Raw genomic sequence first — 12,881 nt, 5'->3', positions numbered from 1 at the left:
TAAATTTACCCTGAAGTTATTAAAGCTGAGTTAAAAGTGCTGAGTCCTGAGTACTTTTTTCCTCATCTATGAGAAATATTGATTCAGACTTCTACACCAAGGATGCATAAGTGATCTTTTATTAGTTGTTTGCCTAAATGCATTGGATATGGTGAATGAATATTACCTATAGACCACGCTGGTGAGATTCGTAAGTAGTGTGGCACTCGGCAAAGTGATTTTAGGCTTTCTTCTGTTTTTTGGAAATCCGAACGAATGAAGAAGGGAAGCATTTCTAACATCTGCTGGTGCTTGAATGCAATATTTACACCGGATTCATCATCTTGAGAATCGAGCATATAGAGTTCGCGTGCTGTTAAGGTATCTTGGGCTTTTTGTGTTTTCGGTAATCTTCCAATAGAGAAGTAATGGAACAACTCAGGTACAGATATATCAGAAAAACCACTTAAGTGAATTAAATCTCGTGCTGGAGAATTATCATTCCAAGCTTGTCGATTGGTTATGTATTGAGTTGTCTCGTCACCAGTGCGGAAGCGAATTATTCCAAGCAGGTTCCTAAGTTTGTTATGGTCACGAGGATATACACAAGTATGACCTGGAACGTGTTGAAAGTCTAAGACGTCCCGCTTTGCGAGGAGATTTTCATTTTTTAGTTGGAACCAAGCTTGACCTCCATTTTCCTCACCACGCTCGTTACGCCATACATCCGCTTCAATTAAGACAAGAGTAGGCTGTTCGCCCACTTGCGTTAGTACATCTGCCGCAAATTTTGCAAGGTTTATTCCCTTTAACTGAACTGTGTTAAGATAATTGCGATCGCGTCGTACTTGCGAGAAAATTTGCCCTATTTCAATCCCCGCTTGTGCGTAAGGAATCCAATTGTTACTATTAGGAAATAACACGTCAACTGCACCCGTTGCCCGTAGACGAACAGCCAAGGCATAGTGAATATTATCTTGACCTTGAGTGGTTTTTCGGCGACAAAGCGCAATTACATCTAGGTTTTTGGCGATTTCTTTGGGTATTCCTGCTCGTTCGTAGACTTCTGAAGGTATTCCATAAAGCGCCCCAATCTGGCGTAGCATCACATCCAGTACAGCATTTAGAATACGTCCTTCTGTCTTCTTGTTATAAGATGGCGATGTGTCTGTGCTTTCATCTTCTTTTTCAGATGATTTTGGTTTAACAGTTTGCACCATTTGAGAACCAATATTTTCTAGCACACAAGCTTCGCGAACTGCTCTATAAATACTTTGTTTAGGATGAACTCCCTTCTTTTTCGTTTGTCCAATCTCAATAATTGCAAAGCAGTAAGGCTTAGTAGTAGAGTCAATTAACGGAATAACCTTCTGCTTCAAAAAGTCGCGCCATACATCGAGTTTCATTTGATGCTGCTTGCGGATCTGTTTATCAAACTCCTGACCATCTTTAGGTACATATCCTGATGTGTTGAGGGGCTTCAAAAGATTTGGATCATCAATCCGCACAGATGCTACTTTGATATGCTCTGGAAAATCTTCTCCTTCATTAAGCAGGAAAGCATCACGCAACTTTTGGATAGTTACATCACAGGTATCTCGTTCGCGCCACAGAAGAGAAAAATGTATAGGTTTTCCTTCCAACGCTCGTTCAATAGCATCAGTAATTATCGTTTGTTTTTCTTTACGACGTTTATCTACCCGTTGCTTAATTTCTTCTCCACTCAGCTTTTCTTTTTGTTGTTTTGTAAAAGTTGGAGGTTCAGAAATATACCCGTAATCGCGCATTGCCAAGGGTGTTTTTTGACCAGATGGAGCAGGAATATCACACTGCATTGGATCATCTGGGATCAAAACACCATTTAGAAGATTTAATACTTGAGCAACGATATCGCCGCGTTCCTGCAAACTAAATCCTGGCTTAATGCTGTGTCCTCTTTTATGCTTTTCGTGTTCATACTTATATCCTTCAGCATGAACTAAATAATATTCATCTTTATTCCAGTCGGAATTATTATCTAAATTTCCGTATGTAGCAGGATTACCAAGAATGTTTTCGGTTGTTTCTAATGCACGCGCTTTGAATGCAGCTAGTAGATTGGGTAATTGTAATTTCCACGGCTTACTATCTTCTCTTGCACTGTTATCAATGGTAAGGCGTATCAGCGTTGAATCTACTTCATAACCAGATAAACGTTCCTCGTTCATCCCTATGAGTACAGAAATATCACGACCATAATTAGTTTCGATTAATGGTTCATGAGCATATCTTTGACAACTTAAATCCAAAAAAATCCACGGTTTAAGCTTACCGTTTTGATTAAATCGCCCAGTTTGAGTCTGAACGCGAAAATCTAAGCGATAGACAAAATAACCTTCTCTTTCTTTGCCATAGTCATCTGTGTACAGTGCCAGAAATGGTTGACTGACTATAAATAGCCCAGTGCGGCCTGAGCCATCGCCTTGTACCTTTCGCCAATGGATTTCTTGCTCTCTCTTACCGGAGCGAATGACACAGATTTTTCCATGTAGCAATGTTGCCAAGAAACTAGGAATTGCTTGGAATCCAAGTCCTTTTTCGGCGTTGATATCTTGAATAAGTTTTTCTGGGGTGATAGGTTGCCAATTCCAATTAGTAGGAATTATTGCCATGTTTTCAAGGAAGCGATCGCAAACACTATTTACCTGATCTGCTTTCCCTTTACCATCAAATTGTTTTGTCCACTCCTGCGCCCAAATAATCACTAACTCATGTATTTGCTCAGGCGTTGGAACTCGCAGTGGATTTTCAACCGATCCTACAGCCAAAGCTCGATAATCGCCTGTATCAAAGTATTCAAAACCATGCGTCAATGTTGATGCACAGGCAAGCAATCCATTGTTTAACTGTCGATATGGTATCCAGACCTTTTTCTTGCGATTAGGCGATAGAACCTCTTCCATACTGTTACGAAATTTATCAACAATTTCTGCAAATGGAAATGAAATTAGTTCAATTTTTAAACCTGCGAACGTATCTGTTGCAAGATTCATTCTGGCAGGTAAGAGAATAGGAGGTCGCACGTCTTTTTTAGGCATTATGAATTTATTAATACAACAAAGTTACCAATGCAGGTCTTCGATTCTTTCCAGTGCATCGGCTAGAGGCTTGTAAAGCGCATTTCCCACTGTGTTTTCCTCGCTGGCGTAATCGCAGATTCGTAGAAGCATGGCAACCAGAAGACTTGTCTGCTCTGTATCCGGTTCAGAGAGTTCTGGATCAGCTTTCCTGGCAGCACTCTTAGGTGCCCAAGCTGCATCGACAAAATAACCACGAAATGGGACTCCTCCACGTAAGAGACGACCGACGGCTTGAATAACTAACCCAGCAGTGGTAGCAGCAAGGTCGAATCGGGGAAAACAAAGTAATTCCTCATTATCACGTAGAGTTTTATAGTAAGAACGTTGCTCAACTGATCGCCAGTAACGTGCTGCTAGTTGGCGCACCTTTTCAGCACGTTGTACAATTCCGTCTCCTTGTTGCCATGCTAAAAAGTCTGCTTTATCCGCCCAATCTAAAGCGCGACGGTTCATTTCTTGGGCGATCGCTTGTGTATCATGTGGATGTGGATATGGACGAGTCAGAAAATAAATAGCACCAAATGCGGCTTTACCGTTTGCATTCAAAATATTAAAACCACGTCCGATCGCATTCATAGGAGCAATAAGAATCTTTCCGTTAGTTTGCCCAAAAGTTTCAATATCTGCACGATTGAGCGCACCTTTATCAGGTGGTTTGACAAATTTCGCTAGTTCATCAAAGTCATCTTCCGTGTAAGTGTCTATATTGTCAGGGACTAGGTGATAAACAAAGTCCTGCATACTTGACCAGCAATTGCGAATTTCGTTTGCTGCCCAACGGGCTTGGTCGTATGAGTTAACTATCAAGAGAAGGCGATCGCGATCGCTCCAGTGGTTATCCAAATCATTCTCGCCAAGACGCTTTAATTCCCTAAGTTCTTGCTCTAAATGCCCTGTACCGTGACTACCAACGAGCGATCGCGCTATTTCCTGAAACAAGCCCATTTTCTGCCGTTCAGGGCTGCCAGAAATGCGGAGGGGTTTGTTCTTTTGGTGGAATTGGGGAAGAAATTTGAAGTGGCTTTGAGCGATCGCATCTCTTGCCTCCTGTTCTGGCATCAAAACACCTTGCGGATTACCAACGTGAAAGCTGGTAGAATCCGGTAAGTAGGATGTTCCAGAAAGTGCCAGCACATTAGGGCCACGTTGACCATTAAAATCTGTGAATAAACGATGAAAGTTTAAAATGTAGCAGCGTCCAATATTGGTGTAGGCAAACAACGTCAGCGCATTATTGCTGCCATTTCTGGCTTTTTTGTTGTCATCATTTCCTCTGGAGTAATAAGTGCCGAACTGTCGTCCCGTGGGAGGCAATGGTAAAATATTCAACATTGCAGCAGGCATTCGACGATGGGGTGAATCATCGTTGATTGATGTCGGTCGATTGTGCCATTCATAAAAGACAATTCGAGTGTGCCGCTCCAAAAGCGCGATCGTCAGCGCAAATTGGAGGCGATAAGCCAAGGTTTCAACAGTATCTACATCTGCCTCATCCCCGTTCGGTGAACGTCGCTGTTGTTGAGAACTTTGATTACGATTCTCCAATTCTGTTCGCAGTTGCGCTAAACGCCGTTCTGTATTTCGGAAAAATTCGATAATCCAAGCTCTGCAAGCTCTGTAGATATTCTCATCTGAAGCACTTTCTCCAGTACTATTGATTTCTTGCATAAGACGCGCAAGGCGAAAGACTGGATCTCGGTATGGGTTAGATGAAGGCTGCATCCGTAAAGGATCATCCTCGTTGAGTAGTGCATCAATATAGCGCACAATTGGCTGTATAAGTCGAGCATTTGCTCCTGAAAGCGCATCAGATGTATCTGGATGTTCAAATTCTTCTAATCCAGCAAGACGACGGGCAAATTTGAACAGAAGAGAGTTAGGTGTAAAGTAACCTCGTTTGATCCAATCTCGGAGAACTTGATGCCCAACCTGTTTATCGAGTAGGGTTAGTGTTGCTGTAATAGCTTTTTGTGCATCACGTTCTGCGCCAGTCCATCGCTGTGTTGATGGGGGCATAACACGGTTAGTTTTTGAGAATTGTTCTGTTTTCACGCCAATATCATCAAAAACGCCGCTATTACCGCCGTCAGTCAGAACCACCTCCTCAGCGTAGGTGTCATCAAACCACTTGATGATTGTCTCTATCTCATCAAAAACAACAAAATCTGATTGTTCATTGACGAGTTCACCGATTTTGATACGGCGCAACTCTAAATGACGAGGTAATCCTGCCATTGCCATCGCGCCAGGAGTTGTAATCCAAACACGGGCATTTGGCATATCACGATAAGCTTGTTGGGATGGGCATTTATCAAAGAATGGGCACAAATAGGATGAACCGAGGTTTTTACGTCGCTGCTGGCGATCGCTTTTAGGCATCTTTTTTAGAGAATGACAGGGTTCAGTTCCCGGTTTGAGTGCTTTGTTATCTAAGAATTGTCTAACAAAATTCTGATTGAGCCGACCTTGTAGAGGGCAAGCAGTGCCTAACCAACGCTCACCCCAGTGAGGCTGTCCGCGTTGTCGATGTTCCTGATAATCTTTTGAGGCAGAGAAACTCCGCAGATGTGCATCGCGTTTACTGCGCCCCAAAATTGGTACTGCTACTGGATCATCATTCTCTGGATCGTTACAAAACCACCAGTTAATTTGGTTAGCTAGTTTAATTGCTGATTGCACATCGTTAACTACTAACGTGATGCGGCGATCGCAATGATGCCGCAGAATATTAACACTGAACAACTGCGAAATCGTGGTTTTTCCAGAAGCAACCATGCCTGCAATGTTTGTGAAGCCATCTAACTCAAGAATTCGCTCCTCTTGCGGAAACAGTGTTCCGTTCTCCTGAACTTTGTGGAAGTTAATTTTGCGAAAGCGATCAACCCAGTGTCCCTTGGCAGTCTCATTCCAACCAAATTGACGCGCTAATGCTGACTCTCGCTCATCAATCCATGCTGCATCTAGCTCTAAATCTGAAAGGCGAAGCGAAAACGCACTACGAGAACGAGAGACAAACCAGGGTAGGCGTTGTACTTGTGCATTTCGCACTTGCTGCTGTGTAAATTTGACTGGTACTATAACCGTCTCTTCTCCTGTCTTTGCCTCAAACTGATAATTGGTTCCGGCTTCTACCCGTTTAACCGTGCGAAGCCGGAAATCTAAATTGGCAGTTAGACACTGTTCATACAAATCTTGATTAACTGGATGCCGAAGATTTTTGGCAGCATTGATAATATAGCTATCCCAGTTTTGGGGAGTGAAGTCGCCATAATTACGCTGATCCAAAGGAATCCTCAGATAAGAACGTAGTGCGCCTAACCAAGCAAAACGAGCGGAAAATGGAACTATTTGGCGAGTGTTGGCGATCGCTCTACGTTCCATTTCATTCAAATTCTGTAAGCGTGGATGTCTCAAAGGCATTCCACTCAAGATTGCCTAAGGTGCGGTGACTGGCTCATCATCAAGTTCCAAATGCTCCATGAGAGCAAAGCCAAGCTCTACCTGAAGCAACAATTCAGCTTGAGTCCGATCCAAACCTGCTTCCTTCAACTGTTCGAGGCGGTCTTTAAATTCAGTCGGTACTTCAAATAAGCTCATCTGGATCATGGACTATTTTCCTTCCCGCAACTGCTCAATTTTATTGATAACCCGTTCCTCAAATACAGCATCGCTCAAAAGGTGAGTACTGCTTGGCAGCTTTGTCACCTGTTCGCGGAGAATTTCGAGGTAGTCCTCTCGTTGTTGTAGGCGTTGGATGGGAATAACATAAAAGCCCTCGTCATAACGCAGATCGCCCTCACCGAATAGAGATGTAAGTTTGGGTGCTAAATTGTAGGGACTTCGGTAATCTTTAATATCCACAGCCCACGTTGATTTGTCACAGAAGCATAGCTGTAAGTCATAGCGATCAATACCAGGATAAAGATGGATATTACAAAGCTGTTCTGGGTATTTCTTGTGAAGTTCTTCTAAAGTAGAAAATAAACGTATCTCCGGTATACCCGGTAAACAAATACGCAAGTGAATACCAAACTTTAGGCGACGCAGCCCTTGTTTCCAAGTGATTTGTCGAACATAGGGCAAATTTTGGCGATGGTCGTTGCAAGCACTGGGTTTAATGCCACGTAACTTTCCATACTTTTTAAACAAAGGTCCACAGCGATCGCAATTCCAGCAAACCTCATCTTCTAAACAATCTTCGTAGAGATCGCCAATTTCTTGAATATCAATATATCGAGTTTTAGAAAATACCTTGCGAAGTTCCGCCGGAGTTGTGTAACCATTTTTAATCAAAAATAGCCGCAGCAAAACATATTCCTGTTGAACGCGCTTAGGATCAGTATCGTTATTGTACAGTTCTTGCAACCGGGCCAAAATTTTGTAAAATTGGTAATTTTCTATGGCAATCTGCTTAGTTGCAGCAGTAGCGAACTCAGGTATTTTGCCTTGTTCAAGCAGTTCCTCATAAAAGTACCGACTTGCTTCTTCACTCAACACCCCTTCATAGAGCAGACCAAAATCTGAGTCAAATTCTTTTGGTAGTGAACGCCGTGGATACCAATTTTTTACAGGTTTTTCAAGTAACGCTAAAAGACCAGTTAGAGTCCGAGGATATGGTACAGCCGTTACCTCTAGAGCTAGTTTATTAAGAGCATGACTAAGCAGTTCTGGATATGGATACCTGCCATCTCGACGGACAAACTCTGCTAAACCAAGAACAAGACCGTCAAATTCAGTACTTTCCATTAGAGGTAATCCTTCATTTTGAGGATTTTTTTAACAACATGAACTTTTTCATTCGTGATACATTTGTTTCATAAACCGTACAATATTATTTATTTTGTGTCAACTAAGAAACTATTTATTCTTACGTGACACAGGAGCAAAAGAATGGGAAGTTATCTAGATATAGAACGCTTGGCAAGCCTAGTCCGCAAAAAACGCGGCAGCAGAGGACTGCGCGAAGCGGCGACGGAGATTGGTAATGTTAGTCCATCCACTCTTTCACGAGTAGAGAGTGGCAAAATGCCGGATATGGAAACTTTTCTAGCACTGTGTAACTGGCTAGAAGTACCACCTGCTGAGTTGTTTAGAACCACAAAGGAGGCTCAACTGGATACACCTGAAGCGATCGCCATTCAACTACGTGCTGACAAAAATCTTGATCCAGCGATCGCCAATGCTTTAGCATCTTTAGTTAAAGCAGCGTATCGCGATCTGTCTAAAAATGATGGCGAATTGAAGCAAGATCCCTAAAGATATGTCATTAATTCAAAGTCTATCGTCTGAATTTAGACAACGCTGTGAAGCGACCGCGACTGAACAACGAAGCTTGCTTCGAGTGCGATCGTTTGAGCCATTACCCGCAGACACTCTAGCAGCCAAGCTAGGAGCAACACTTTTTACACCCGATCAGCTTCCAAACTTAGAGCCAGAGCAAGTAGCAGTATTACTTGCTAGCGATGGGTGGTCAGGAGCAATTATAAGCGATCGCCCGCTCTGGATTGTATATAATCCCCGTCATGCACCTGCACGGTATGAATCAAATCTGATGCATGAAATAGCTCATTTGTTGCTGAATCATAAGTCTGTTGGCTTTGATTCTGTTACCGGACTACCAAAACGTAAACAAAACAACGAGGATGAAGCAACTTATTTGGGGGGATGTCTTCAAATTCCTAAACGTGGTTTACTATGGGCGACACAACGAAAGATGCTGTTACCTCAGATTGCAACACATTTTGGTGCGAGTGAAGCGATGGTGCAGTTTCGCAGCAATGTAACTGAGGTGTCTGTCAAATGCTAATGTTTTACAATATCTGCTCTGCCAACAAACAGAATTCATTAATGAGTAACTAATAATCTTTAGCTGAAACTGTGGTGATTTCGTCTCTTTTTGTGAAATTAAAAACTGCTCTTGCTAAAAGCAAACAAGAGCAGTTTTTAATTTCGCAAAGCTCAACATAAGAATTTAGGCATCTTCAAGTTCAAATTGAGCCACCGTAACCGCGTTAAAAGCGAAAGCCAAAACTAATGGCATCGGCGACTGAAACCAAAAGGTAAAAAGAACAGCTAAGATTGTGCCAATTACTGCGGAGATCGACCACAATCGTTCTTCAAAAGTCAATCCCTTTTCGGCTTTAATCAATCTGAGAACATGAACTGGAATTGGTTCCGGCATTACCCCACCCGGAGGGAAAGCCCAGAAGTTGTTACGTCGCTCTACAAATAAATCTGTCCAACCATTTTCTTGGCACCATGCCTCAATCCATTGAAGTGAGTAATGATTCATCATCGGGTTTCGGAGTTTGGTTTGTGGAAGTTGTGTACTTGGTGAATGTAAACTCTTGGAGATTCCTGAAGAACCAACTAATCGTTATAAAATTAACGCTAATTATCGGACTTTTAAGCTTTGTTAAGCAATTGAGACGCATATAATTACGCTCAAACCTTGCTTTAATTAATTAAAAGATTAACAGCTGATCGGGGCTGTTTACTTTGAAAGATAATAAACTTTACTTGGAAAATTCAAAGTAAAGTATTGTAAAGAAGTCAGTAAGTATTACTGCTCAAAAAAACTCTTCATATCCGGAAATTCAAATCTAAAAATGAAGAATTGTGAAGAAATTAACGACTGTCACAGCCCATCGTAGGCATTGCTTGATTCCATTTCATTACGCTCGCAATGACAGCTGATGTTTTTACACATTTGGGATGCTCCCATCAAAAGCGATTGCATAAGGTTACTGCCTCGATTGCAATCGCGTTCGACAACAATAGCAGGCAAGGCTTCATGAAATAGAAGTGGTTATATCTACTTTCTCCAAGGATGGTGCTTCCTCTAAGGATGGTGTCGATTCCGAAGGACTACCGCTAGTCTCTGGTGTTGAAAGCTCATTACCTACAGCTCCCTCCCATGAATAGTTGCAGATTTTAGTGCGAAGCAATATACCAAACGTCAAGTTAATTGCCAGGGCAAAGGAATCGATAAAAATTAAATTCACAAAGCGATCAATCATCAGACCCCCTTAAGCTAAATTAAGCATCAAGTGCTATTTGCTCTCTTACTACACATGCCACAATCTCTTTTCCAGAAATGCATACTATCTCAATACTTTTCAGTTACCCAGAACATGAGGGAGTAGTTTACGCTTAACCCAAAAGTATTGCCGGCCGTGTGATGCTCTAGTTGACTCATTGCCACAACAGGTGCTGATTGCGATAATTGCCCATGTAATTAATTTTCTTTCTCAAGAAAGATGATTTAAATTTATATACCTCTCTGAGGGTAAATAGAATTAAAGTGAAGCTAAGAGTAAAATCAATGAGTAAATTAAAACTTACTTGACTCAGAGCAAATATATGTTCAGTATACTTTGGGGTATTGTTGTTGTACTGGTTGCTTTTTGGGCATTAGGGCTGACACTTCATATTGCTGGAAATTTAATTCATGCAGTGTTGCTTTTAGCCATTGCCCTTGCTATCTATAATTTTTTCAAAGCGCGTGATGTCTGAATATAGTGGTTTCCGACTTGGTGAGGTACGTTTTCAAAGTTACTAATCTTAGTAAAAAAGATTTGAGTGTACCTCAGTTGCTTAAGAAACGCTATATACTGAGTGCGATCGCTCCTAATGCTCCTAATATTGTCGCTCTCTGGCTAAAGGTGAGAAGTGATGTCCACGACGGGCTACACCTATGCCCTTTTTGCGTTACAAAATATTAAGCAAGGGAAATACACATTCCTCAAGTCCGGTAGCAAGGCTGCAAGTCTCAATTAGGATAAACCAGTCTTGCTAATATTCAAATGCGGTAATTAAATGCAGCGATTAGACACCAAATTGGCTCTCGATATGTTTTGGCGGCAAGGGTTTGCGTTCCTTCTAGGAATTATTATCTGGTGTGTGGCTAATCCCGCATTGGCAGTAGACTGGACTCATCCACTGTCATTTAGCAATGCAGAGTTATCAAGACGTGATTTTTCTGGTGACAGTTTGCAAGCTGCGGAGTTTTCTAACGCCAATATGGAACTGGCTAACTTTGCAAAGGCTGACTTGCGGGGAGCAGTCATGAGCGCTTCGGTGATGACAAAAGCAAATCTCCACGGAGCAGATTTAACTAATGCAATGGTTGATCAGGTAAACTTGACTAAGGCAGATTTGAGCGATGCAGTTTTCAAAGAAGCTCTTTTGCTGGGCGCCGTCTTTAATGATGTGAATATCGACGGTGCAGATTTTACAGATGCAATTTTGGATAGGGTGCAAATCAAAGAATTGTGCCAGAAAGCCAGTGGTGTGAATTCCAAAACAGGCGTGCAAACTCGTGATTCTCTAGGATGTCAATGAAGCGTGTTGGTGTAATTGGTGGCGGACAACTTGCCTGGATGATGGCGAATGCAGCAGAAAAACTAGGATTAGAATTGGTAGTACAAACTCCTAGTGAACACGACCCAGCCGTGTCAATTGCTCAGGAAATCGTTTTCGCCCCGGTAGATGATGCCAGTGCTACAGAGATATTAGCTAAAAAATGTGATGTGATCACTTTTGAAAACGAATTTGTTAACGTGCAAGCTTTATCTCTTTTAGCACAGCAAGGCGTTTGTTTCCGTCCCAGATTAGAAGCTTTGGCTCCTCTTTTAGATAAATATCATCAGCGCTGCTATTTACGCGATTTGGGCTTACCAGTTCCTGAATTTTTCGCCCTTGACGAGGCAGAAAATCTTAAATCAAAAATAGAATATCTAGGTTTTCCAGCAGTTCTCAAATCCCGACGCCACGGTTATGACGGTCAGGGTACTTTCATAATTCAGGATTTTGCTACTTTAGAGCAAAAGCTAACTTTAAATCAATCACTTTTCTTGTTAGAAGAATTTGTCCCATTTGAACGAGAACTAGCAATAATTGCAGCGCGTTCTGTAGAGGGAGAAATTGTAACTTATCCAGTGGTAGAAACCCAACAAGAACAACAAGTGTGTCGGCGGGTGATTGCGCCAGCCCAGATTACGCCCAATCAAGTAGCAGAAATCCAAGCGATCGCGCATACTCTATTAAATAGCCTAGAAGTAGTGGGAATTTTTGGAATTGAACTATTTCTCAGTGCTGATGGCAAAATTCTGGTAAATGAAATTGCGCCCCGGACTCACAATTCTGGGCATTTTTCTCTTGATGCTTGTGAAACTTCTCAATTTGAACAACACCTGAGAGCCGTTTGTGGTTTACCTTTGGGAAATCCGGCTTTGCAGTGCGCTGGTGCTGTGATGGTGAACCTCTTGGGGTATGAAAATTCTCACAGCGACTACCAAAGCCAGCGTCAACAAATAGCAGAGATTCCCCAGGCGCACCTTCACTGGTATGGGAAGACAGAATCACGTCCTGGGCGAAAGTTGGGACATGTCACCGTTTTGCTAGATAATCAAAATAGAGAATCGGGAAGTGCGTACGCCCTTGGTGTCGGCGCAGCCATCGCTCAAAACATAGAATCTATCTGGTATCCCAGGTAAATTTTTCAGAAACTTTCGACGTTGAACACACAACATCTTTTTGAAAGCTATAATGGGTGAGTTGCACTACGACGTTGGTGACTGCCATCAAGTTTTTTGATCTATGCCTTTAAAGACAAGGGAGTTAAACAGTTTTCGTGGCAGTAGACCGGGCATGTACCCGGAAACTTTAAACGAGAAATTTGATTCCCACCTGGTTAAACCAGGTCATAAACTTAGGTAAAACGGCGTCGCGGTGAACTTAAAATTATTAGCTCCCAAAGTCAGTTAGAATTTGGGAGCTTTA

At 42.1% G+C, this 12,881-nt stretch carries 12 protein-coding genes and 1 other RNA gene; 7 read left to right on the top strand and 6 right to left on the bottom strand.

The genetic code is table 11. The features are described 5' to 3' along the window. Positions 1-83: 83 nt before the first annotated feature. The 4 genes from V7K31_RS20325 to V7K31_RS20310 are packed head-to-tail and all read right to left on the bottom strand — an operon-like array spanning position 84 to position 7,844. Positions 84-3,056, bottom strand: coding sequence for an RNaseH domain-containing protein (locus V7K31_RS20325; protein ID WP_335096443.1), 2,973 nt, complete (start codon positions 3,054-3,056; stop codon positions 84-86). A gap of 24 nt (positions 3,057-3,080) precedes the next feature. Then, positions 3,081-6,527 (bottom strand): hypothetical protein, encoded by a 3,447-nt coding sequence (locus tag V7K31_RS20320; RefSeq protein WP_335096442.1) that lies wholly within the window; start codon positions 6,525-6,527, stop codon positions 3,081-3,083. Between the two features lie 6 nt (positions 6,528-6,533). Then, positions 6,534-6,704, bottom strand: coding sequence for a hypothetical protein (locus V7K31_RS20315; RefSeq protein WP_335096440.1), 171 nt, complete (start codon positions 6,702-6,704; stop codon positions 6,534-6,536). A gap of 3 nt (positions 6,705-6,707) precedes the next feature. Further along, positions 6,708-7,844, bottom strand: coding sequence for a restriction endonuclease-related protein (locus tag V7K31_RS20310; protein WP_335096439.1), 1,137 nt, complete (start codon positions 7,842-7,844; stop codon positions 6,708-6,710). 144 nt (positions 7,845-7,988) lie between these two features. Here V7K31_RS20310 and V7K31_RS20305 point away from each other — a divergent pair, with 144 nt between their 5' ends. Then, complete coding sequence (locus tag V7K31_RS20305; RefSeq protein ID WP_335096438.1) at positions 7,989-8,354, top strand: helix-turn-helix domain-containing protein; 366 nt, start codon at positions 7,989-7,991, stop codon at positions 8,352-8,354. A 4-nt stretch (positions 8,355-8,358) separates the two neighbouring features. Further along, positions 8,359-8,904 (top strand): ImmA/IrrE family metallo-endopeptidase, encoded by a 546-nt coding sequence (locus V7K31_RS20300; protein WP_335096436.1) that lies wholly within the window; start codon positions 8,359-8,361, stop codon positions 8,902-8,904. 165 nt (positions 8,905-9,069) lie between these two features. Here the strand turns inward: V7K31_RS20300 and V7K31_RS20295 are convergent, their stop codons facing one another. Then, a complete protein-coding gene (locus V7K31_RS20295) occupies positions 9,070-9,393 on the bottom strand; it encodes a hypothetical protein (RefSeq protein ID WP_322688342.1) in 324 nt (107 codons plus the stop codon). 496 nt (positions 9,394-9,889) lie between these two features. Then, the gene (locus V7K31_RS20290; protein ID WP_335096434.1) at positions 9,890-10,117 is read right to left on the bottom strand and encodes a hypothetical protein; all 228 of its coding nucleotides are present in this window, start codon (positions 10,115-10,117) and stop codon (positions 9,890-9,892) included. 343 nt (positions 10,118-10,460) lie between these two features. Between V7K31_RS20290 and V7K31_RS20285 the strand changes: the two genes are divergently transcribed. From V7K31_RS20285 to ssrS, 5 genes are all read left to right on the top strand, one after another. After that, complete coding sequence (locus V7K31_RS20285) at positions 10,461-10,613, top strand: lmo0937 family membrane protein (protein WP_334828103.1); 153 nt, start codon at positions 10,461-10,463, stop codon at positions 10,611-10,613. Between the two features lie 62 nt (positions 10,614-10,675). After that, positions 10,676-10,822: a hypothetical protein gene (locus tag V7K31_RS20280; RefSeq protein WP_335096433.1), complete on the top strand. Its 147-nt coding sequence runs from the start codon at positions 10,676-10,678 to the stop codon at positions 10,820-10,822. 127 nt (positions 10,823-10,949) lie between these two features. Beyond that, positions 10,950-11,441, top strand: a complete 492-nt coding sequence (locus tag V7K31_RS20275; RefSeq protein ID WP_335096634.1) for a pentapeptide repeat-containing protein — start codon at positions 10,950-10,952, stop codon at positions 11,439-11,441. Beyond that, on the top strand, positions 11,438-12,595 hold the full coding sequence (locus V7K31_RS20270) for a 5-(carboxyamino)imidazole ribonucleotide synthase (RefSeq protein ID WP_335096633.1): 1,158 nt from the start codon (positions 11,438-11,440) through the stop codon (positions 12,593-12,595). The genes V7K31_RS20275 and V7K31_RS20270 overlap by 4 nt, the downstream gene beginning before the upstream one ends. Before the next feature lie 60 nt (positions 12,596-12,655). Then, positions 12,656-12,838: non-coding RNA, 6S RNA (gene ssrS / locus V7K31_RS20265), on the top strand. Positions 12,839-12,881: the final 43 nt, after the last annotated feature.

Origin of the sequence: Nostoc sp. (assembly GCF_036917675.1) — a bacterium.
Lineage (GTDB): Bacteria > Cyanobacteriota > Cyanobacteriia > Cyanobacteriales > Nostocaceae > Nostoc.
This window is presented reverse-complemented; position numbering and strand designations above follow the sequence as displayed.

What these genes read in the sequence shown, in the direction of transcription:
- V7K31_RS20305 (WP_335096438.1), top strand. Translation starts at nt 7,989, where the DNA reads ATGGGAAGTTATCTAGATATAGAACGCTTGGCAAGCCTAGTCCGCAAA.
- V7K31_RS20295 (WP_322688342.1), bottom strand. Translation starts at nt 9,393, where the DNA reads ATGATGAATCATTACTCACTTCAATGGATTGAGGCATGGTGCCAAGAA.
- V7K31_RS20325 (WP_335096443.1), bottom strand. Translation starts at nt 3,056, where the DNA reads ATGCCTAAAAAAGACGTGCGACCTCCTATTCTCTTACCTGCCAGAATG.
- V7K31_RS20290 (WP_335096434.1), bottom strand. Translation starts at nt 10,117, where the DNA reads ATGATTGATCGCTTTGTGAATTTAATTTTTATCGATTCCTTTGCCCTG.
- V7K31_RS20315 (WP_335096440.1), bottom strand. Translation starts at nt 6,704, where the DNA reads ATGATCCAGATGAGCTTATTTGAAGTACCGACTGAATTTAAAGACCGC.
- V7K31_RS20310 (WP_335096439.1), bottom strand. Translation starts at nt 7,844, where the DNA reads ATGGAAAGTACTGAATTTGACGGTCTTGTTCTTGGTTTAGCAGAGTTT.
- V7K31_RS20300 (WP_335096436.1), top strand. Translation starts at nt 8,359, where the DNA reads ATGTCATTAATTCAAAGTCTATCGTCTGAATTTAGACAACGCTGTGAA.
- V7K31_RS20285 (WP_334828103.1), top strand. Translation starts at nt 10,461, where the DNA reads ATGTTCAGTATACTTTGGGGTATTGTTGTTGTACTGGTTGCTTTTTGG.
- V7K31_RS20270 (WP_335096633.1), top strand. Translation starts at nt 11,438, where the DNA reads ATGAAGCGTGTTGGTGTAATTGGTGGCGGACAACTTGCCTGGATGATG.
- V7K31_RS20275 (WP_335096634.1), top strand. Translation starts at nt 10,950, where the DNA reads ATGTTTTGGCGGCAAGGGTTTGCGTTCCTTCTAGGAATTATTATCTGG.